Source organism: Streptomyces sp. NBC_00271, from assembly GCF_036178845.1.
Classification (GTDB): Bacteria; Actinomycetota; Actinomycetes; order Streptomycetales; family Streptomycetaceae; genus Streptomyces.
The window spans coordinates 5,059,020-5,080,286 of the sequence record NZ_CP108070.1 but is presented as its reverse complement, the minus strand read 5'-3'; the positions used below and the strand labels follow the sequence as shown (position 1 = coordinate 5,080,286).

General features: G+C 70.3%; 16 protein-coding genes and 1 rRNA gene. 9 read left to right on the top strand and 8 right to left on the bottom strand.

From position 1 onward, the window contains the following. The first annotated feature begins 45 nt into the window (after window positions 1-45). Window positions 46-162: ribosomal RNA gene (rrf, locus tag OG798_RS23325) — 5S ribosomal RNA — on the top strand. Between the two features lie 108 nt (window positions 163-270). Here the strand turns inward: rrf and OG798_RS23320 are convergent. Genes OG798_RS23320 through OG798_RS23300 form a run of 5 tightly spaced genes read right to left on the bottom strand, consistent with a single transcriptional unit; the run spans window position 271 to window position 5,869 of the window. After that, entirely contained in the window at window positions 271-1,581 is a 1,311-nt protein-coding gene (locus tag OG798_RS23320) for a DUF58 domain-containing protein (RefSeq protein WP_328757627.1), read from the bottom strand. Next, window positions 1,581-2,570 carry an AAA family ATPase gene (locus OG798_RS23315; protein WP_328760069.1) on the bottom strand — a complete coding sequence of 330 codons (990 nt, stop codon included), beginning with the start codon at window positions 2,568-2,570 and terminating at the stop codon, window positions 1,581-1,583. The genes OG798_RS23320 and OG798_RS23315 overlap by 1 nt, the downstream gene beginning before the upstream one ends. Next, window positions 2,570-3,760, bottom strand: coding sequence for a DUF4350 domain-containing protein (locus tag OG798_RS23310; protein ID WP_328757626.1), 1,191 nt, complete (start codon window positions 3,758-3,760; stop codon window positions 2,570-2,572). The genes OG798_RS23315 and OG798_RS23310 overlap by 1 nt, the downstream gene beginning before the upstream one ends. Then, entirely contained in the window at window positions 3,757-4,503 is a 747-nt protein-coding gene (locus OG798_RS23305) for a DUF4129 domain-containing protein (RefSeq protein WP_267062008.1), read from the bottom strand. The genes OG798_RS23310 and OG798_RS23305 overlap by 4 nt, the downstream gene beginning before the upstream one ends. A 4-nt stretch (window positions 4,504-4,507) precedes the next feature. Further along, window positions 4,508-5,869, bottom strand: coding sequence for a hypothetical protein (locus OG798_RS23300; protein ID WP_267062007.1), 1,362 nt, complete (start codon window positions 5,867-5,869; stop codon window positions 4,508-4,510). Window positions 5,870-6,009: 140 nt separating this feature from the next. Here OG798_RS23300 and mtnA point away from each other — a divergent pair, with 140 nt between their 5' ends. The 7 genes from mtnA (at window position 6,010) to OG798_RS23265 (ending at window position 14,921) form a co-directional block, all read left to right on the top strand. Then, the gene (gene mtnA, locus OG798_RS23295) at window positions 6,010-7,155 is read left to right on the top strand and encodes an S-methyl-5-thioribose-1-phosphate isomerase (RefSeq protein WP_095854309.1); all 1,146 of its coding nucleotides are present in this window, start codon (window positions 6,010-6,012) and stop codon (window positions 7,153-7,155) included. A gap of 8 nt (window positions 7,156-7,163) precedes the next feature. Next, on the top strand, window positions 7,164-7,853 hold the full coding sequence (mtrA, locus tag OG798_RS23290) for a two-component system response regulator MtrA (protein WP_015659998.1): 690 nt from the start codon (window positions 7,164-7,166) through the stop codon (window positions 7,851-7,853). 1 nt (window position 7,854) lies between these two features. After that, on the top strand, window positions 7,855-9,963 hold the full coding sequence (gene mtrB / locus OG798_RS23285) for an MtrAB system histidine kinase MtrB (RefSeq protein WP_095854310.1): 2,109 nt from the start codon (window positions 7,855-7,857) through the stop codon (window positions 9,961-9,963). Further along, on the top strand, window positions 9,953-11,788 hold the full coding sequence (locus OG798_RS23280) for an LpqB family beta-propeller domain-containing protein (RefSeq protein ID WP_095858018.1): 1,836 nt from the start codon (window positions 9,953-9,955) through the stop codon (window positions 11,786-11,788). The genes mtrB and OG798_RS23280 overlap by 11 nt, the downstream gene beginning before the upstream one ends. A gap of 208 nt (window positions 11,789-11,996) precedes the next feature. Then, window positions 11,997-12,962: a ComF family protein gene (locus tag OG798_RS23275; RefSeq protein WP_121415963.1), complete on the top strand. Its 966-nt coding sequence runs from the start codon at window positions 11,997-11,999 to the stop codon at window positions 12,960-12,962. Window positions 12,963-13,275: 313 nt separating this feature from the next. Next, the gene (gene hpf, locus OG798_RS23270; RefSeq protein ID WP_373306561.1) at window positions 13,276-13,968 is read left to right on the top strand and encodes a ribosome hibernation-promoting factor, HPF/YfiA family; all 693 of its coding nucleotides are present in this window, start codon (window positions 13,276-13,278) and stop codon (window positions 13,966-13,968) included. A gap of 206 nt (window positions 13,969-14,174) precedes the next feature. After that, entirely contained in the window at window positions 14,175-14,921 is a 747-nt protein-coding gene (locus tag OG798_RS23265; protein WP_095854312.1) for a response regulator, read from the top strand. A 45-nt stretch (window positions 14,922-14,966) separates the two neighbouring features. Here the strand turns inward: OG798_RS23265 and OG798_RS23260 are convergent, their stop codons facing one another. Next, complete coding sequence (locus OG798_RS23260; protein ID WP_261687166.1) at window positions 14,967-16,142, bottom strand: winged helix-turn-helix domain-containing protein; 1,176 nt, start codon at window positions 16,140-16,142, stop codon at window positions 14,967-14,969. A gap of 738 nt (window positions 16,143-16,880) precedes the next feature. Beyond that, window positions 16,881-17,459, bottom strand: coding sequence for a GNAT family N-acetyltransferase (locus tag OG798_RS23255; RefSeq protein ID WP_121415965.1), 579 nt, complete (start codon window positions 17,457-17,459; stop codon window positions 16,881-16,883). 244 nt (window positions 17,460-17,703) lie between these two features. Here OG798_RS23255 and secA point away from each other — a divergent pair, with 244 nt between their 5' ends. Beyond that, a complete protein-coding gene (gene secA, locus OG798_RS23250) occupies window positions 17,704-20,520 on the top strand; it encodes a preprotein translocase subunit SecA (RefSeq protein WP_267062006.1) in 2,817 nt (938 codons plus the stop codon). Window positions 20,521-20,686: 166 nt separating this feature from the next. Here secA and OG798_RS23245 read toward each other — a convergent pair whose 3' ends face one another. After that, window positions 20,687-21,265, bottom strand: a complete 579-nt coding sequence (locus OG798_RS23245; protein WP_097225688.1) for an Rv3235 family protein — start codon at window positions 21,263-21,265, stop codon at window positions 20,687-20,689. Window positions 21,266-21,267 lie beyond the last annotated feature (2 nt).

Below are 21,267 nucleotides of genomic sequence, written 5' to 3'. Positions count from 1 at the left end.
AGGGCCACTGGGTTTGGTGCGGTAGTTTGACAAGTTTCATAGTGTTTCGGTGGTCATAGCGTGAGGGAAACGCCCGGTTACATTCCGAACCCGGAAGCTAAGCCTCACAGCGCCGATGGTACTGCAGGGGGGACCCTGTGGGAGAGTAGGACGCCGCCGAACTAATTGTAGGGAGAACCCCCGTACCGGGAAATCGGTACGGGGGTTTTCTGCGTTCAAGATCTTTTTTTGGGGCCTCTCGAATCGAGAGGCCCCTTTTTTTGTGCCGGCTTACAGCCGTCCTGCCGCCTTGAGTGCCAGATATGCGTCCGCGAGGGCAGGCGCCAGGTTGTCCGGAACCGCGTCGACGACGGTTACTCCGTGGCGCTGGAGTTGTTCGGCCGTGCGATGGCGTTCCGTCTGGGCCTGGGCCGCGGCTGCCGCCTCGTACACCGCCTCGGCGCTTCCCCGAGCCGTAGCCATGTGCGCGATGTATGGGTCGGCCACTGAGGCCACGAGGACTGTGTGGCGGTGGGTGAGACCGGAGAGTACGGGGAGCAGGCCCTCTTCGATGGGAGCCGCGTCGAGGCTGGTCAGCAGCACGATCAGGGAGCGGCGAGGGGCCGTGCGGAGGGCCGTGGCGGTGAGGCCGCGGCCGTCCGTTTCGACGAGCTCCGGCTCCAGGGTCGCCATCGCGTTGACCAGGGAAGGGAGGACGTCGCCGGCTGAGCGGCCCTGGACCAGGGCGCGTACTCGGCGGTCGTACGCGAGGAGGTCCACGCGGTCGCCGGCCCGGGAGGCCAGGGCGGCCAGGAGGAGTGCCGCGTCCATGGAGGCGTCCAGACGCGGGGCGTCGCCCACGCGACCGGCCGAGGTTCTGCCCGTGTCGAGGACCAGAAGGATGTGGCGGTCGCGCTCGGGACGCCAGGTGCGTACGGCGACCTTGGTCTGGCGGGCCGTGGCGCGCCAGTCGATGGAACGGGTGTCGTCACCGGGGACGTACTCGCGCAGGCTGTCGAATTCCGTCCCCTCGCCGCGGGTCAGGACGCTGGTACGGCCGTCGAGCTCGCGTAGGCGGGCCAGTTTGGAGGGGAGGTGCTTGCGGCTGGTGAAGGGTGGCAGGACTCGTACGGTCCAGGGCACCTGGAGGCTGCCTTGGCGGGAGAAGAGACCGAGGGGGCCGTACGAGCGGATGGTGACGCGGTCCGCCTGGCGGTCGCCTCGACGGGTGGGGCGCAGGCGGGTGGTCAGGCGTCGACGCTCGCCGGCGGGGACCGTCAGGCGGTGGCGGGAGCCGGCCACCTCGGTGCCCGGCTCCCAGCTGCTGGGAGGCCAGGCGTCACGGAGGCGGGCGCGCAGGAGGCGGCCGGAGGGATTGGTGACGGTCAGGGTGACATCGGCGGTCTCGCCGAGGCGTACGGAAGTGTCGCCGGAGCGGGCCAGGCCGAGGCGGCGCACGGGTGCGGCCAGGGCCGCGTCGCAGGCGCAGGCCAGGGCCAGAGGAGCGTTCACGGCGAGGATGCCCGTCCAACTGGGCTCCCAGATGCCGACGGGGAGTGTGCCGAGGGCCGCCAGCAGGGCGGCGCGTCCGGTGAGTGCCATCAGCGGGGGACGGGGACGTGAGCGAGGATCGCGTTGATGACCGAGTCGGCCGTCACGCCCTCCATCTCCGCCTCGGGGCGGAGTTGGATGCGGTGGCGGAGGGTGGGCAGGGCCAGGGCCTTCACGTCGTCGGGGATGACGTAGTCGCGGCCGGTCAGCCAGGCCCAGGCACGGGCGGTGGCGAGGAGGGCGGTCGCGCCGCGCGGGGAGACGCCGAGATTGAGGGACGGCGATTCGCGGGTGGCGCGGCAGATGTCGACGACGTAGCCGGTGATTTCGGGGGAGACCGATGTCTTGGCCACGGCAGCGCGGGCGGCTTCCAGGTGGGCCGGGCCCGCCACGGGGCGTACGCCGGCGGCGCGCAGGTCTCGCGGGTTGAAGCCCTCGGCGTGGCGGGTGAGGACGTCGATCTCGTCCTGACGGGACGGCAGAGGGATCGTCAGTTTCAGGAGGAAGCGGTCCAGTTGGGCTTCGGGCAGAGGATACGTTCCCTCGTACTCGACCGGGTTCTGGGTCGCGGCGACCAGGAACGGCTCCGGGAGCGGGCGGGGGGTGCCGTCGACCGTGACTTGACGCTCCTCCATCGCTTCGAGGAGGGACGACTGGGTCTTGGGCGGAGTGCGGTTGATCTCGTCGGCCAGCAGGAGGTTCGTGAAGACCGGGCCGGGCTGGAACGAGAACTCGGCGGTGCGGGCGTCGTAGACGAGTGAGCCGGTGATGTCGCTCGGCATCAGGTCGGGAGTGAACTGGACGCGCTTGGTGTCGAGTTCGAGCGCGGATGCGAGCGCGCGGACGAGCAACGTTTTGGCGACTCCGGGGACTCCTTCTAGTAGAACGTGTCCGCGGCAGAGGAGGGCGACGACGAGGCCGGTCACGGCGGGGTCCTGGCCGACCACGGCTTTGGCGATCTCGGCGCGCAGGGCTTCCAGGGAGGAGCGGGCGGTGCCCGGATCCCCGGCGTACCCGGCGTTGTCAGTGGTCGGGGCCATCATGGACGGCGTACCTCTCTTTCGAGGGCGTCGAGTTGGTCGGCGAGGGAGATGAGGGCCGCGTCGTCGCTGGGCGGCGGGCCGAAGAGGAGGGTGTGCAGGGCCTGTCCGTCGCCGTCGAGACGGGCGGACAGGGCGGGGAGCAGTGCCTCGGGCGCGTGCGCCTGAGCGGGGGATACACCGACGAGGGGGGCGAGTCGGGTGCGGGTGGTGGAGCGCAGAGCGGCGCCCGCGCGGTCGCGGGCGTTGGCCTTGCGGTAGAGGCGTGCGCGGCCTTCGACGGTTTCGGAGGCGCGGATCGCGACGGGGAGGCGTTCGGGTACGAGGGGGCCGAGTCGGCGTGCCCGCCACAGGGCGGCCAGGCCTGCCGCGATGAAGAGCTGAAGGGTGCCCCAGAGCCAGCCCGAGGGGAGCAGGTCGAGGAAGGTCTTTTTGCCCGCGTCGGTGGCCGAGGTGTCGGAGAGGGAGGGGAGGTACCAGACCAAGTGGGGGCGGGAACCGAGCAGTTGGAGGACGAGCGAGGCGTTGCCCTGCTTGTCGAGACGGTTGTTGTAGAGGATGTCGGGGGCGCCGATGACGACGGTGTCGCCGTTCCCGGTGGCCGCCGGGATGCGCAGCAGGGTGGGCAGGCCGTCGCTGGGGTAGCAGACGTCGGCGCCGGGGTCGCTGGTGCTGTAGCGGATGCCGCCGGTGTCGGCGCTGCCCGCGCGGCGGGCGGCGGGCAGGTCGCAGTCGGGGGCGAGCGTCGAGTGGAAGCTGATCGCGGGATCGGCGGTGGCTCCGGGGGCGAGGGTGCCGAGGGAGGGCGAGTCGGGGGCGATCAGGATCGTGCGGCCACCGGAGTTCTTGGTCGCCGCGCGGAGGCCGGCCTGCTGATGGTCGGTCAGCAGGTCCGGGGCGGCGACGAGGAGCGTGGTGTCGGCGCCGGTCGCGGCGCGGGCCTCGTCCAGGGTGGTGACCACGCGCGTGGAGACCCCGCGGTCGCCGAGGAGTTCGGCGGTGGCGCGGCTGCCGTAGGGGTCGGCGGAGCGTGGGTCGAGGCGGCCGTGCTGGGCGCCGGAGCGGATCGCGGCGATCGCGACGGCGGCCGCGAGCAGGATCACGACGGCGAGGACGATGCCTCGGGTGCGGGTCCACACCTGGCGGGCGGTGGGCGAGGCCGAGGTGGACGTGAGGGTGGCCTCGGTCATGAGGCGGCCCCCTGGCGGCTGTTGTGGTCCGTGCTCTGGGCGCTTCTGGTGAGTACGGGTTTGGTGCGCTCGAGGTCGCGGTCGAGTTCGGTGAGGCGGTGGTATGTGTCGGAGCCCGCGGACCGGCCGCCGTATGTGACCTCGTCGAAGTCCCGGGCGGCGGCGCGCAGTCGGTCCGTGTGGGAGGGCAGTGTGCGGCCCGCTTCGGCGGCGGCCTCGTCCGCGGTGCGGCCCGGGCGTGGGTCGAGCAAGGCGCGTTCCTCGAGGGAGCGCACGACGGCGCGCATGCGTTCCTGGACGGCTTGGTTCCAGTGGCCCTGGGCGGCGTGTGCTTCGGCGGCCGCGCGGTGTTCGGCGGCGCTGCGGGGGCGGTCGTCGAAGAGTGCGGCGGAGGAGGTGGGGGTGCGGTGCGGGGTGCCGAGGCGCCACCAGAGGGCGGCCACGACTGCCAGCACCGCCACCACGATGACGACAAGTCCGAGCGTGCCGCCGGGAGTCGCCGTGGAGGCGGCGCTGAACAGTTTGTCGACCCAGTCCCAGAAGGCGTTCAGAGCGCGTTGCACCGGGCTGGGGTCGTTCTCGTGGTACATCCGTTTGGACAGTTCGCGCTTGGCCGCCTCCCGCGCGGGGTCGCGCGGGATCGTCACCGGTGGTTCGTCGTCGCGCGGCAGCGCGAGTACGGCCGTGGCGCCGGTGCGTGGCAGTGCCAGTACCGCTGTGAGAACTCCCCCCGCCGGACTCACCCCATCAGCTCCCCGGAGTGGGGCCGGGGGTGGTGGAGCCGTATTCCTGGACACCGGCGGCGCGTGCCAGGTCGAGGTCGAGGGCCTCGCGGCGGATGCGCTGGTCGATGTAGAGGAGCACGGTGACGCCTGCGGAGATCGGGAAGGTGATCATGGAACCGATCACCGAACCGATTCCGCTGACGATGAGGAACGTCCAGCCGGGGCTGCCGCTGCTGCCAAGGAAACCGGCGACGCCGTCGCCGCTCAGGGCGGAGGCGATGAGCGCGAAGGGGATCACGATGATCGACGCCACGATGTTGGCGATGATCGTGGCGAGCAGCTGGATGCCGAAGACGCGCCACCAGGAGCCGCGGACGAGCTTCGCGGAGCGGCTCATCGACTTCAGGACGCCCTGCTTCTCCAGCATCAGGGCGGGCGAGGCGAGCGAGAAGCGGATCATCAGCCAGAGGGCGACGACGCCCGCGCCGAGCCCGCCGAGGACCGCGAGTGCGGCGCCCGCGCTGCTCGAGCCGGCGACGGCGATGAGCAGGCCAGGAAGAGTGCCGACGGTGATGATCGCGATGGCGATGAGCGGCAGCAGGAAGGTCAGGGCGAACAGTTTCGGCAGCCGGGGTCTGGCGTCGCGCCAGGCCTCGGCGGTGGTCACCGACTTGCCGAGCACCGCGCGGCTGGTCACGGAGGTGAGCAGGGCCGTGGCGACGATGGTGCCGAGCAGGCCGATGAGCACGACGACGCCGGAGCTCAGCAGGGTGTCGCCCAGGGCGCGGCTCAGCTCGCCGGCGGTGGCGCTCGGGTCGTTGAGGACGTCCGTGCTCGCGCTGTCGTCCAGGACCAGGCCCTGGAGCAGGATGACCGCGATCTGTGTGACGACGGCGACGGTGAGCGAGATGCCCAGGACGGTGCGCCAGTAGGTCCGCATCGTGGAGACCGCGCCGTCGAGGATCTCGCCGACGCCGAGCGGGCGCAGGGGGATCACACCGGGCTTGGCGGCGGGCGGCGGGCCGCCCCAGTTGCCGCCCCAGCCACCGGGACCTCCTGGGCCTCCGTAGCCACGGCCGGGGCCTCCCCAGCCGCCGTAGCCGCCGCCCTGGCCTCCGTAGCCTCCCGCGCCCGGGGGCTGCTGGCCGCCCCAGCCGGGGCCGGGGGGCGGTGGCGGCGGGGCCTGGCTGGGGCCCTGCGGGCTGGGAGCGGACCACTGGCCGGGCGGGGGCTGCTCCTTGGACCACTTCGAGGGCGGCTCCGGCTGGTTCGCGCCACCTTGGTCCGCGGGCTGCTCCGGGGGCTCGGCGGCGCCGGAGTTGTCCGGCTCCTGCCCGTCGGAGGGGGCAGATCCGGGCGAGGCCCAGCCCGGAGTGTCTTTCATCGTCGCTCCTTCACGGTGCCCGTCCGCGGTCGCGGCGGCAGGTTGGCAGCCATCGTGCCACGGTGTGCCCGGCATGGGACCGGCCCTCGTATGGGGTGGACACCTTCAATTGTCCGCCTGCTACGGGGCAGACTGGGCGGATGGCTGATCAGTACGCGCAATTCCGCGAGGGCGACGGGCTACTGGGGATACCGGCGATCCGCTGGGACGAGCCGCCCGAAGGGCCGGTGCTGGTCCTTCTCGACCAGACACGGTTGCCGGCCGAGGAGGTCGAGCTGGTGTGCACGGACGCTCCCGCGCTGGTGGAGGCGATCCGCACGCTGGCCGTGCGAGGGGCGCCGCTGCTGGGTATCGCCGGGGCGTACGGAGTCGCGCTCGCCGCCGTGCGCGGCTTCGACGTGGACGATGCCGCCCGGGCGCTGGCGGGCGCCCGGCCCACCGCGGTGAACCTCGCTGTCGGTGTGCGCCGGGCGCAGACGGCGTATCGTGCCGCACTCTCCGGCGGCGGTGATCAGCGGCGGGCCGCGGGGGCGGCGCTGGAGGCGGCGCGGGCGCTGCACCGGGAGGATGCCGCGGCCAGTGCTCGGATGGCCGAGCATGGGTTGGCGCTGCTCGACGAGCTGCTGCCGGGTGGCGGGCACCGGATTCTGACGCATTGCAACACCGGGGCGCTGGTGTCCGGCGGGGAGGGTACGGCCTTCGCCGTGGCCCTCGCGGCGCATAGGGCGGGGCAGCTGCGGAGGCTGTGGGTGGACGAAACGCGTCCGTTGCTGCAAGGTGCTCGCCTGACGGCTTACGAGGCGGCGCGCAACGGAATGGCGTACACCTTGCTCACGGACAACGCGGCGGGATCACTGTTCGCGGCGGGGGAGGTGGACGCGGTGCTCATCGGGGCCGATCGGATCGCTGCCGACGGTTCGGTGGCGAACAAGGTGGGGAGCTATCCGCTCGCGGTGCTGGCCCGGTATCACCATGTGCCTTTCATTGTGGTGGCGCCGGTGACGACGGTGGACCCGGACACCCCGGATGGAGCATCCATCGAGGTCGAGCAGCGTCCCGGTCATGAAGTGACCGAGGTCACAGCACCCCAGGTGCCGGTGGCGGGAGTGGAAGCGGGAGGCGGGATACCGGTGGCACCCCTGGGGACCCAGGCGTACAACCCGGCATTCGATGTGACGCCCCCCGAGTTGGTGACGGCGATCGTGACCGAAGAGGGCGCTGTGTCGCCCGTGACAGCAGAGGCACTCGCTGAGCTGTGTGACAGGTCACGCCAGGTAACGATTTAGTTAATGGGATGATGTCGTTTATGAAGGGACGAGTCCTTGTCGTCGATGACGACACCGCACTGGCCGAGATGCTCGGCATTGTGTTGCGTGGTGAAGGTTTTGAGCCGTCTTTCGTAGCCGACGGCGACAAGGCGCTGGCCGCTTTCCGTGAGACCAAGCCCGATCTGGTGCTCCTGGACCTGATGCTTCCCGGCCGGGACGGTATCGAGGTGTGCCGCCTGATCAGGGCGGAGTCCGGGGTGCCGATCGTGATGCTCACCGCGAAGAGCGACACCGTCGATGTCGTGGTCGGCCTCGAGTCCGGCGCCGACGACTACATCGTGAAGCCGTTCAAGCCAAAGGAGCTGGTGGCGCGGATCAGGGCGCGGCTGCGTCGTTCCGAGGAACCGGCGCCCGAGCAGCTGGCTATCGGCGATCTTGTGATCGATGTGGCCGGTCACTCTGTGAAGCGGGACGGGCAGTCGATCGCCCTGACGCCGCTGGAGTTCGATCTGCTCGTGGCACTGGCCCGCAAGCCGTGGCAGGTGTTCACGCGGGAGGTGCTCCTCGAGCAGGTGTGGGGCTACCGGCACGCGGCGGACACTCGGCTGGTCAACGTCCATGTCCAGCGGCTGCGCTCCAAGGTCGAGAAGGACCCGGAGCGGCCGGAGATCGTGGTGACCGTCCGTGGTGTCGGTTACAAGGCCGGACCGAGCTGACATGTCCCGGGACAGTGCCGCTTCGGCGCCCGGTGAGACGGGGGTCCGTTCGGGGCGGCCTGTCGGCCGGAAGGTGACGGGCTCCCGTTGGGGACGTTTGTTGGAGGGCGGGCTGCTGCAAGGCGGAGTCCAGGGCAGCCCGGTCCTTCGGTTGTTCATGCGCTGGGTGCGCCGTCCGTTGCTGCCCGTGATGCGGCTGTGGCGGCGCAACATCCAGCTCAAGATCGTCGTCACGACGCTGCTGATGTCGCTGGGTGTCGTGCTGCTGCTCGGCTTCGTGGTCATCGGGCAGGTGCGCAACGGACTGCTGGACGCCAAGGTCAAGGCCTCGCAGAGTCAGGCCACGGGTGGCTTCTCGGTGGCCAAGCAGAAGGCGGACGCGGCTGTCACGGCCAATGGCGACGACGGTTCGAGTACGGACGGCCGTCCGTCCAAGAACGTCAGCCAGTGGATGAACGACCTCGTCGTCTCCCTTTCCAGTGGCGGCCAGGGCGCCTTCGACGTGGTGACGCTCAGCTCCACCGTGGCCGGCAACGGCGGTGCCGGGCGGGGTCCGCGTGCCTCGGGTGACGTCGATCCGACCGTGAGCATCCCGGAGAACCTGCGCGCCCGCGTCGACAGCAACACGATGGCGGCCCAGAGCTACACCAGGGTCGTCTACAAGGACGGCAAGGAGTCGCAGGCCGCCCTGGTCATCGGCAAGCAGGTCCTCGACCCCAACGGAGACGCGTACCAGCTCTACTACCTCTTCCCGCTGACGCAGGAGGAGAAGTCGCTGAGCCTGGTCAAGGGGACGCTCGCGACGGCCGGACTGTTCGTCGTGGTGCTTCTGGGGGCCATCGCCTGGCTCGTGGTGCGCCAGGTCGTCACTCCGGTGCGGATGGCGGCCGGGATCGCCGAGCGGCTATCCGCCGGGCGCCTGCAGGAGCGGATGAAGGTCACCGGCGAGGACGACATCGCGCGGCTCGGCGAGGCCTTCAACAAGATGGCGCAGAACCTTCAACTAAAGATCCAGCAGCTGGAGGACCTGTCGCGGATGCAGCGACGGTTCGTGTCCGACGTGTCGCACGAGCTGCGTACGCCGCTCACGACCGTCCGGATGGCGGCCGACGTCATCCACGACGCGCGCGTGGACTTCGATCCGGTGACCGCTCGGTCGGCCGAGCTGCTCGCCGATCAGCTGGACCGGTTCGAGACGCTGCTCGCGGACCTGCTGGAGATCAGCCGGTTCGACGCGGGTGCGGCGGCGCTGGAGGCCGAGGCGATAGACCTCCGGGAAGTCGTACGGCGTGTCGTCAGCGGTGCCGAGCCGCTCGCCGAGCGCAAGGGCTCGCAGATACGTGTCGTCGGCGACCAGCAGCCGGTGGTCGCCGAGGCGGATCCCCGGCGGGTGGAGCGGGTGCTGCGCAATCTCGTCGTCAACGCCGTGGAGCACGGCGACGGCAAGGAAGTGGTGGTCAAGCTCGCCACAGCGGGTGGGGCGGTCGCCATCGCGGTGCGTGACTACGGCGTCGGCCTCAAGCCCGGAGAGGCGACCCGGGTCTTCAGCCGCTTCTGGCGTGCCGACCCGGCACGCGCGCGTACCACCGGCGGCACGGGGCTCGGGCTGTCCATCGCCCTGGAGGACGCCCGGCTGCACGGCGGCTGGCTGCAGGCGTGGGGTGAGCCGGGCGGCGGTTCGCAGTTCCGGCTGACGCTGCCGCGAACCGCGGACGAGCCGCTGCGGGGGTCTCCGATACCCCTGGAGCCCATGGACTCGCGGCGTAATCGTGGACTTAATGACGCGGGACTGCCCTCCGGCGGCGGCGACAAGCTCGCCACGGTGCCGATGCAGGCCGCGGGTGGGAAGGCGGCGCCGCCCATGCAGCGGACGTCCGTGGTGCCGCGACTGGCCGGGGCGTCGCCCACGGCCGATCCGACGGCGCTGCCGGGCAACGGCGCGCGTGTGGTGCCGAGGCCCTCCGGGGCCGTGCGGCGGCTGGACGACATGCCCGCCGCGGGTGGGGAACGGAGCGTGCAGGAGCGTGGCCGGGACGGCGGCGGGCCTGAAGAACTCGGACAAGCAGAGCCCGAGGAACTCGGGCAAGGGGAGGCATTTCGTGGTCGCTGACCGCGAGGGGAGCGGCCGTCGGCGTCCCGCGCGCGTGGGGGTGTACATCGGTTGCGGTGCACTGCTGCTGACCGGGTGCGCCTCGATGCCGGACAGCGGGGATCTGCGCGGGGTCGAGTCCACGCCGAGGCAGGACTCGCAGGTCCGCGTCTTCGCGCTGCCGCCCCGCGAGGACGCCCCGCCGGCGGAGATCGTGCAGGGCTTCCTGGAGGCACTGACCAGTGACGACGCGCGGTACGAGACGGCGCGCAAGTATCTGACGGCGAGCGCCCGCAAAACGTGGGATCCGTACCGCTCGACGACCGTCCTCGCGGACGGGCCCAACCCCGAGTCGGAGCACTCGGGCACCAGGGAGGGCGACGACTCGTACACGCTCTCCGGCAGCAAGGTCGCCACGGTGGACGAGCAGCACGCGTACGCGCCGGACGCCGGTTCGTACCGGACGACGGTGCACCTCACGCTGCAGAAGGACACCAAGCAGTGGCGCATCGACGCGCTGCCGCAGGGCGTGGTGATGGGTAACTCCGACTTCCAGCGCAACTACGTGTCCGTCAACAAGTACTACTTCGCCTCGAATGTGACCTCCGGATCGGGTGGACCGCTGGGGACCGTCGCCGACCCCGTCTATGTGCGGAACAAGGTGGACCCGATGACGGAGATGGTCCGGTCGCTCCTGAAGGGGCCCACGCGCTGGCTGGATCCGGTGGTGACGTCGAGCTTCCCCTCCGACACGGAGCTGAAGAAGGGCGTCACGTCGCTGTCGCCCGACGACCGCAACAGGGTGACGGTCCCGCTGAACAAGAGGGCCGACCGGGTCGGAGAGACCCAGTGCAACAAGATGGCGACCCAACTCCTCTTCACGCTCCAGGATCTGACGCCCACGGGCGTCGACGAGGTGGAGCTGCAGCGGTCGAACGGTTCGCAGTTGTGCGTGGTCACCGAGAGCCGGGCGGAGACCGTCGCTTCGCACGGCACGGCCAAGCACCCTGAGTACGAGTACTTCATCGACGCCAAGCAGCGGCTCGTACGGCTGCCCAGCGGTAACAGTGACAAGCAGCCCGAGCCGGTACCCGGTGCGCTGGGAGTGGGCGACAAGAAGCTGCGGTCGGCCGCGGTGTCGCGGAGCGAGGACAGCGCGGCCGGCGTGTCGGCCGACGGGAGTTCGCTGTACGTCGGATCGCTGGTGTCGGGCGCCTCGCTGGGAGACGCGGTGCTGCACAGCCAGGGGGCGAAGGCGGACGACCGACTGACGACGCCCAGTTGGGACGGACAGGGCGACCTGTGGGTGGCCGACCGCGATCCGAAGAACTCGCGACTGCTCCTGCTGGAGAAGGGCGCGGGTACTCCGCTGGCGGTCACCGCGCCCGGCATCGACGGCCGTGTCCAGGCGGTGCGGGTGGCCGCCGACGGGGTGCGGATCGCGCTGATCGTGCAGAAGGACGGCAAGAGCTCGCTGCAGATCGGGCGCATCCAGCGTGACACCGAGACCGGCGGACGGCCTCTCGTCTCGATCCTCGAGCTGCGCTCCGCGGCGCCGCAGCTGGAGGAGGTCACCGCCATGTCGTGGGCCGGGGACAGCCGGCTCGTCGTCGTCGGGCGCGAGTCCGGCGGGGTGCAGCAGATGCGCTACGTCCAGGTCGACGGCTCCACTCCGGTGGGCACCGCACCCTCCGCGCTGACGGGGGTGAAGGAGGTCGCCGCGTCCGAGGACGAACGGCTGCCGCTGGTGGCGCACTCGGAGGAGGACGGGATCGTGCGGCTGTCGTCCGGGGAGCAGTGGCAGAAGATCGTCAAGGACGGCACGGCACCGGTCTATCCCGGGTAGCGGCCTCTCTCTTCCACGTACGGACCTGCCGGGCCTCCCTTTTCGGGCAGGCCCGGCTGCCGTACGGGGTGGATCTGGCCGTCGTACGGGGTGGACCTGGCCGGCATTGCGCACCGGGTCCACCGGACGGGTGATGGCCGTGGAGTTGTCCACAGGCGGTTGTCCACAGGGGTGGCCGGTCGGCCCGCGCGTTGGCACAGTGGTGGGCATGCGGGGGTGGTGGCAGGACCTCACCGATCTGGTGCTGCCGGCCGAGTGCGGAGGCTGCGGAAGGCCTCGCACGGTGCTCTGCCCGGAGTGCCGTGCCGCCCTGAGCGGGGCCGCGCCGCGCCGGGTGCGACCGGATCCGGAGCCGCCCGGGCTGCCGGTCGTGCACGCGGCGGCCCCATACGAGGACGAGGTGCGCGCGACGCTCCTCGCCCACAAGGAACGGGGGGCACTGACACTTGCGAGACCTTTGGGGACGGCCCTGGCGGGGGCTGTACGGGCAGGACTGGGGCACCTGCGCCTCCCGGTCCCGGAGGGGCTGCCCACGGCCTGGGACGGGTGCCTGAGGGGCGGCAACGGACAACTGCGGCCCGGGGGTGGTCAGGCGAGCGCGCCGCTTTCCGGCACAGGTTCTCTGCTGCTTGTTCCCCTGCCGTCCTCGCGGCAGGCGGTGCGGGCGCGCGGCCATGATCCGGCGCGGCGGATCGCGCTCGCGGCGGCGGGGGAGCTGCGGCGCACGGGGACACCGGCCCGGGTGCTGGCCGTGCTGCGGCAGCGGCGCGCCGTGGCCGACCAGGCGGGGCTCAACTCGCGGCAGCGACTGGACAATCTCGCGGGCGCCCTGGAGGTGGCAGCCGGAGGTGCCCGGCTGTTGGCGGGCGGGGGCCGGGTCGTGCTCGTGGACGACCTGATGACGACGGGCGCCTCGATGACGGAGGCGGCTCGTGCTGTACGGGCGGCGGTGGCGGAGATCGATCCATACCTGGACATCCCATACCTGGACATCGATGCATGCGTCGCGGAAGCGGGGGAAGCAAGGGGGGAACGGATGACCGAGGCAACGACAGTGGATACCGACCGGACACAAGGAGCTCGGGGAATGGCGGGTGTGAGCGGAGTCGACGACATGATCTGCGCGGCTGTGGTCGCGGCCCCGCCGGACTCTTTCGAAATAAACCGGAACTGACCGGGGTCTTCCATCGTTGCAGGTAATGACCAGGTCAATTCACCTGAACGGAGGTACGCCGCAGTAGAGGGTGACGACATCCGTCCAGGCGAGATATGTTCGGTTGTGAGGCAATGGCGCAGGCCGTACCTCGCCCATCCGAATGTCGTGCTGCGGGTTTCTGAATCACCCGTAGCGATGGGGTGTAGATCTTGCCCATGGGGGAGGAGGAGGTGAAAGTCACCAAGTCCGAGGTTCCGGCACTCACCGGGGCCTGGTGCAAAAGGGAGACGCTCCGCCAGTGCAGCGGAGCAATCCGGGAACGGAGTTCTGCGTGGACATCGTCGTCAAGGGCCGCAAGACCGAGGTGCCCGAGCGGTTCCGCAAGCACGTGGCCGAGAAGCTGAAGCTGGAGAAGATCCAGAAGCTCGATGGCAAGGTGATCAGCCTCGACGTGGAGGTGTCCAAGGAGCCCAACCCTCGGCAGGCCGACCGTTGCGACCGAGTGGAGATCACGCTTCACTCCCGCGGTCCGGTGATCCGGGCGGAGGCGGCGGCAAGTGACCCGTACGCGGCACTCGACCTGGCGGCGGACAAACTCGAGGCCCGTCTGCGCAAGCAGCACGACAAGCGCTACACCCGCCGCGGCAACGGCCGGCTCTCGGCCGCGGAGGTCGCCGACCACGTCCCCGGCGCCGCGACGCTCAACGGGAACGGGACCGTCGTCCACGAGGACGACACGGACAGCGTGCCGACGAAGAAGATCGGCTCCCTCGAGGTCATGGGCGAAGGCCCCCTCATCGTTCGCGAGAAGACCCACGTGGCCGCCCCGATGACGCTCGACCAGGCGCTCTACGAGATGGAGCTGGTCGGGCACGACTTCTATCTCTTCGTCGACTCCGAGACGAAGGAACCCAGTGTCGTCTACCGGCGGCACGCGTACGACTACGGCGTCATCCACCTCAGCACGGACCCCATGGTCACCCAGGCCGGACCGGACGCGCCGGGCGGTGCGCTCGGCGGCTGATCCGCCCCGATGACGGCTGAGCCGGTGCCCCTGGAGCGCGCGTGCGCCCCCAGGGGCACCGGTGTGCGACTACTTCGCGACCCGCTCTGTCACCCCACTGTCGTCCGGGCATGGAATCATGGCCGAACCGGCCCCAATTGGTGGGTCGTTGCCTCGGATCGGCGATGGCACAGGAACGCAGGCCACGGCCTTCAGGGGGAGGAACGATGGCGGACAGCTTCGGACCGATGCGTGACGGGGATGCCGACGGCGGCGTCGTCGGCATAGGCCCGGACGCGGGCTCTTCACGCAAGGAGCCCATTCGGGTCCTCGTCGTGGACGACCATGCCCTCTTCCGCCGCGGCCTGGAGATCGTGCTCGCGGCCGAGGAGGACATCCAGGTCGTCGGCGAGGCGGGTGACGGGGCGGAGGCGGTCGACAAGGCGGCGGACCTGCTTCCCGACATCGTGCTGATGGACGTACGTATGCCGAAGCGGGGCGGCATCGAGGCGTGCACCTCCATCAAGGAGGTGGCTCCGAGCGCGAAGATCATCATGCTGACGATCAGCGACGAGGAAGCCGATCTCTACGACGCGATCAAGGCGGGCGCCACCGGTTATCTCCTCAAGGAGATCTCCACGGACGAGGTGGCCACGGCCATTCGCGCGGTGGCGGACGGACAGTCGCAGATCAGCCCGTCGATGGCGTCGAAACTTCTCACCGAGTTCAAGTCCATGATTCAGCGAACGGACGAGCGCCGACTCGTGCCCGCGCCGCGGCTCACGGATCGCGAGCTGGAGGTTCTCAAGCTCGTCGCGACCGGGATGAACAACCGGGATATCGCCAAGGAGTTGTTCATCTCCGAGAACACCGTGAAGAACCACGTGCGCAACATCCTGGAGAAGCTGCAACTGCACTCCAGGATGGAAGCGGTGGTCTACGCGATGCGGGAGAAGATCCTCGAGATCCGGTGAGTCTGCGTAAGGCTGGTCAGGTTGGCCTCGGGTTGGCCGGTCAGGTCAGGCCAGTGCGCGGGTGAGTTCCTTCGCGAGGGGCTCGCGGAGGTCCGGGGCGTCCACCCGCTCCACGCGTACGTTCGTGCAGTCCACCCAGCTCGCTGCCTCCAGGAGGGCCTGGGCCACGGCAGGGACCGCCTTGGCGCCGTCCAGCGTGACCTGTTTGGCGACCAGGGTGCGGCCCTCGCGGGCGGGGTCCACGCGGCCGACGAGCCGACCCCCGGCGAGGACCGGCATCGCGAAGTAGCCGTACACCCGCTTCGGCTTGGGCGTGTAGGCCTCGAGACGGTGGGTGAAGCCGAAGATCCGCTCCGTGCGGGCCCGCTCCCAGATGAGTGAGTCGAACGGGGACAGCAGCGTCGTACGGTGGCGGCCGCGGGGCGGTGTCTCCAGGGCGGCCGGGTCCGCCCACGCGGGCTTGCCCCAGCCCTCCACCGTCACCGGGACCAGGCCCGAGTCCGCGATCACCGCGTCGACCTGCTCGCCCTTGAGACGGTGGTAGTCGGCGATGTCCGCGCGCGTGCCGACGCCCAGGGACTTGCCGGCCAGGCCGACCAGGCGGCGCAGGCACTCCGTGTCGTCCAGCTCGTCATGGAGCAGGGCCTCGGGGACGGCGCGCTCGGCGAGGTCGTACACGCGCTTCCAGCCGCGGCGCTCCGTGCACACCACCTCGCCGTACATCAGCGCGCGCTCTACGGCCACCTTGGTGCCCGACCAGTCCCACCACTCGCTGGTCTTCTTCGCGCCGCCCAACTCCGTGGCCGTGAGGGGGCCTTCCGTGCGGAGCTGCTTGATGACCTGGTCGTAGGTGCCGTCCGGCAGGTCGTGGTTCCAGTGCGGGCGGGAGCGGTAGGCGCGGCGGCGGAAGGCGAAGTGGGGCCATTCCTCCACGGGGAGGATGCAGGCGGCGTGGGACCAGTACTCGAAGGCGTGGGTGTCGGTCCAGTAGGCCTCGTCGACGGTTTTGCGGCCTACCGCGCCCAGGCGGGCGTACGGGATGAGTTCGTGGGAGCGGGCCAGGACGGAGATCGTGTCGAGCTGGACCGCGCCGAGGTGTCGCAGGATGCCGCGGACGCCGGCCCTGCGGTCGGGGGCGCCCAGGAAGCCCTGGGCCCGTAGGGCGATGCGGCGGGCTTCTTCGGCGGAGAGGTCGGTGGTGGGACGCGGGAGGCTCGTCATGTTCCACACCGTAGGCGGTGCCACTGACAGTGGACTCGCCCCCGCCGCCCCTACCCGTCCCATCCCAGGGGCTCCGCCCCAGCCCCCGCCAGGGGCTCCGCCCCCGGACCCCGGCGGGGCTGCGCCCCTGCACCCCGCCAGGGGCTGCGGCCCTGGATTCCGGCGAGGTTGCGCCCCTGCGCCCCGGCAGGGGCTCTGGCCCCGGACCTCGGCGGGGCTCCGGCCTTGGACCTCGGCAGGGCACCGGCCTTGGACCTCGGCCGGGTTCCGCCCCTGGATTCCGGCGGGGTTGCGCCTCTGCACCCCGGCAGGGGCTCTGGCCCCGGACCTCGGCGGGGCTGCGCCCCTGTCCCCCGGCCTGGCTGCGCCCCTGTCCCCCGGCCTGGCTGCGCCCCCGCACCCCGGCAGGGCTCCGCCCCTGTCCCCCGGCAGGGCTCCGCCCCTGTACCCCGGCAGGGCTCCGCCCCCGCACCCCGGCAGGGCTCCGCCCCCGGACCCTTCGAACCGCCCGTGGGGCGTTGCCTCTGAAATCCGAGAGGGGCTGTGTTTCGTGGGCTGCGGTGGGGCTGTTGTTGCAGGTCACCGCAGGGCTTCGCGGCGCACCCTGGCAGGGGCTGCGCCCCCGCATCCCACCGGGGCTGCCTCCCCGACCTCTGCGGAGCTGGCGTCCTCGCATCGAAGGGTTTTGCCCCAGCCCCAGCCCCGCCAGGGCGGTGCACCCTTCTGGGGCGACAGTCTTTACGGGGTGACGGGTGGGGCGGGCAAGTACGGGGCCGTTGAGGCCAGGCCCAGGTCTGAGGGGAGTAGGGAGCCGATCCAGCAGTCTCGGCGTACGCCCTTGTTGTTGAGGGCGGAGCGGAGGGTGCCTTCCAGGGTGAAGCCGGCGCGTTCGGCGACCGCGCGGGAGCCCTTGTTGCCGACCTCGGCGCGCCATTCCAGGCGGTCGACGGCGAGGCTCGTGAAAGCCCAGCGGGCGGCGGTGAGGGTGGCCTCGGTGATGTAGCCGTTGCCGCGGTGCTCCTTGGCAGCCCAGAAGCCGACCTCGCCGACGCCCAGGGAACGCATGCTGATGGAGAGCATGCCCGTCAGGTGCCCCGACAGGAGGAAGGCACCGAAGGTGAACATGGAGCCGTCCGCCCAGCCGTCCGGCACTATCTGGTCCGTGAAGCCCGTCGCGTGCTCGCGGAGATAGGGCGAGGGGATCGTGGTCCAGCGCTGGATGTCGGGGTCCTGGACGGCTTCGTACACCAAGTCGGTGTCGTGCGAGTCCACGGCGCGCAGGAGCAGCCGGTCGGTGTTCAGCGTGACGGGGTCCATCGGCCGATTCTGCTAGGGCCACCGAAAGGGCGCCATTCCTTTGCGGCGAGTGACGGTTCGGTTACTTTTCGCAGCGCGGGCACGGCACCTTCCGCCACCCCTGTCCGTTGTCGTAGTGGCTGTCACTGGCAGACCTCCCGGCGCGGTGGGGTCCTCGCTTACGATGGCCGTTGCTCAAGCTGTGATTTGAATCTGACATTGAACCCGACCGTCCCAGGCCCGACCGGCAAGGAGACAAACCCCCGTGTCCGTCCTCTCGAAGATCATGCGTGCAGGCGAAGGCAAGATCCTGCGCAAGCTGCACCGCATCGCGGACCAGGTCAACTCCATCGAAGAGGACTTCGTCGACCTCTCCGACGCCGAGCTGCGCGCCCTCACTGATGAGTACAAGCAGCGGTATGCGGATGGGGAGAGCCTGGACGACCTGCTCCCCGAGGCCTTCGCCACCGTGCGTGAGGCCGCCAAGCGCGTCCTCGGACAGCGTCACTACGACGTGCAGATGATGGGTGGCGCCGCGCTCCACCTCGGCTACGTCGCGGAGATGAAGACCGGCGAGGGCAAGACCCTCGTCGGCACGCTGCCCGCGTATCTGAACGCCCTCTCCGGAGACGGCGTTCACCTGATCACGGTCAACGACTATCTGGCCGAGCGCGACTCCGAGATGATGGGTCGCGTCCACAAGTTCCTGGGTCTGAGCGTCGGCTGCATCCTCGCCAACATGACGCCGGCCCAGCGCCGCGAGCAGTACGCGTGCGACATCACGTACGGCACGAACAACGAGTTCGGCTTCGACTACCTCCGCGACAACATGGCCTGGTCGCAGGACGAACTCGTCCAGCGGGGCCACAACTTCGCGATCGTCGACGAGGTCGACTCCATCCTCGTCGACGAGGCCCGTACGCCGCTCATCATCTCCGGCCCGGCCGACCAGGCCACCAAGTGGTACGGCGACTTCGCCAAGCTGGTCACCCGGCTGAAGAAGGGCGAGGCCGGCAACCCCCTCAAGGGCCTCGAGGAGACCGGGGACTACGAGGTCGACGAGAAGAAGCGCACCGTCGCCATCCACGAACCCGGCGTCTCCAAGGTCGAGGACTGGCTGGGCATCGACAACCTGTACGAGTCGGTGAACACGCCGCTGGTGGGCTACCTGAACAACGCCATCAAGGCCAAGGAGCTCTTCAAGAAGGACAAGGACTACGTCGTCATCGACGGCGAAGTCATGATCGTCGACGAGCACACCGGCCGTATCCTTGCCGGCCGCCGCTACAACGAGGGCATGCACCAGGCGATCGAGGCGAAGGAAGGGGTGGACATCAAGGACGAGAACCAGACGCTCGCCACGATCACCCTGCAGAACTTCTTCCGCCTCTACGGCAAGCTCTCCGGCATGACCGGTACGGCGATGACCGAGGCCGCCGAGTTCCACCAGATCTACAAGCTCGGCGTCGTCCCGATCCCGACCAACAAGCCGATGGTCCGCAAGGACCAGTCGGACCTGATCTACCGCACCGAGGTCGCCAAGTTCGACGCGGTGGTCGACGACATCGCCGAGAAGCACGAGAAGGGCCAGCCGATCCTCGTCGGTACGACGTCGGTCGAGAAGTCCGAGTACCTTTCGCAGCAGCTCTCGAAGCGGGGCATCCAGCACGAGGTGCTGAACGCGAAGCAGCACGACCGTGAGGCCCCGATCATCGCCCAGGCCGGCCGCCGGGGCGCTGTGACCGTCGCCACGAACATGGCCGGTCGAGGCACGGACATCAAGCTCGGCGGCAACCCCGATGACCTCGCCGAGGCGGAGCTGCGTCAGCGTGGCCTCGACCCCGAGGAGCACATCGAGGAGTGGGCCGCAGCCCTCCCCGCCGCCCTGGAGAAGGCCGAGCAGGCCGTCAAGGCGGAGTTCGAAGAGGTCAAGGAGCTCGGCGGGCTCTACGTGCTGGGCACCGAGCGTCACGAGTCGCGTCGTATCGACAACCAGCTGCGCGGTCGTTCCGGCCGTCAGGGCGACCCGGGCGAGTCCCGCTTCTACCTGTCGCTCGGTGACGACCTGATGCGGCTGTTCAAGGCCCAGATGGTCGAGCGCGTGATGTCGATGGCCAACGTGCCGGACGACGTGCCGATCGAGAACAAGATGGTCACGCGCGCGATCGCCTCCGCCCAGTCGCAGGTCGAGCAGCAGAACTTCGAGACGCGCAAGAACGTTCTGAAGTACGACGAGGTGCTCAACCGGCAGCGTGAGGTCATCTACGGCGAGCGCCGCCGCGTCCTGGAGGGCGAGGACCTCCAGGAGCAGATCCAGCACTTCACGGACGACACGATCGACGCCTACATCGCGGCCGAGACCGCCGAGGGCTTCGCCGAGGAGTGGGATCTTGACCGGCTGTGGGGCGCCTTCAGGCAGCTCTACCCGGTGAAGGTCACCGTCGACGAGCTGGAGGAGGCGGCCGGCGACCGTGCCGGTCTGACCGCCGAGTTCATCTCCGAGTCCATCAAGGACGACATCCGCGAGCAGTACGCGGCTCGTGAGGAGCAGCTCGGCTCCGAGATCATGCGGGAGCTGGAGCGGCGGGTCGTCCTGTCGGTCCTCGACCGCAAGTGGCGCGAGCACCTCTACGAGATGGACTACCTCCAGGAGGGCATCGGCCTGCGCGCCATGGCGCAGAAGGACCCGCTGGTCGAGTACCAGCGCGAGGGCTTCGACATGTTCTCCGCCATGATGGACGGCATCAAGGAGGAGTCCGTCGGCTATCTGTTCAACCTGGAGGTTCAGGTCGAGCAGCAGGTCGAGGAGGTCCCGGTCGGGGACGCCGCGCCGTCGCTGGAGAAGAAGGAGGACGTCGTGCCCGCGGGTGCGCGTCCCGAGATCCGCGCCAAGGGGCTCGACGCCCCGCAGCGTCCCGACCGGCTGCACTTCTCCGCGCCGACCGTGGACGGTGAGGGCGGCATCGTCGAGGGCGACTTCGCCAACGACGACGACGAGCCCGTGCGTTCCGAGGCGGACGGCCTCACCCGCGCGGAGCGCCGCAAGCAGCAGAAGAGCAACGGGCGGCGCCGCAAGAAGTGACCGATCGGCTCGCGAGAGCCGATGAGAGCTGAGAAGCGGTGAAGGGCCGGGCACCTGTGGGTGTCCGGCCCTTTGCGTTGCTCAGTGGGGGCTCAGGGGCTCGTGGGAGTTGCCCGTGGGGGTTCAGGGGTCCGTGGGAGTTTGTCAGTGGGGGTTCAGGGGCTGCTCAGTCGTCGGCCGGGCGGGGCATGCGGGGGCCGCCCAGTTCCACCGCCGTGCAGCGCCAGCGGAGGTCGGGGCCCTGTTCCAGGCGGAACGCCATCGCGCGGAGCCGGTCGCCCGCGCCGATGCGGGCGAAGGCCTCGATCGCGCCGGGCCGTGCCACGTAGTAGCCGATGTCGCGGACGACCGGGCGGGTGCCGCGGGTGCGCAGGGGGCCGCGTTCGGCGAGCCAGGCCAGCTCGTCATAGGCCCGGCCCGCGGTGTGGCGCAGCATGCAGTGGACGGGGCGTTGGCCGCTGAGCACGGCGAGGAGGCGGTCGGCGAAGAGGTCGGTGGGGCGGGGCTGCGGCGGCGGCGACGGCCGTGGGTGGTCGGCCGGTGGGGGCAGGAGGAGGGTGCGGGATGCGGCCTCCGCCGGGGGTGCCTGCGGTGCAGGCGCCTGCGGTGGGCTGTCTCCTGGGGCCGGGCGGGGTGCGCCCGCGCCCGGGGTGCGCGGTGGGGTCGTGCCGGGGCGGCGGGTGTCGTGGCGGCCGGGTGGGCGGGTGCCCGGGCGGCGCTTCGTCCTGGTCATCACCTTGTTCATGC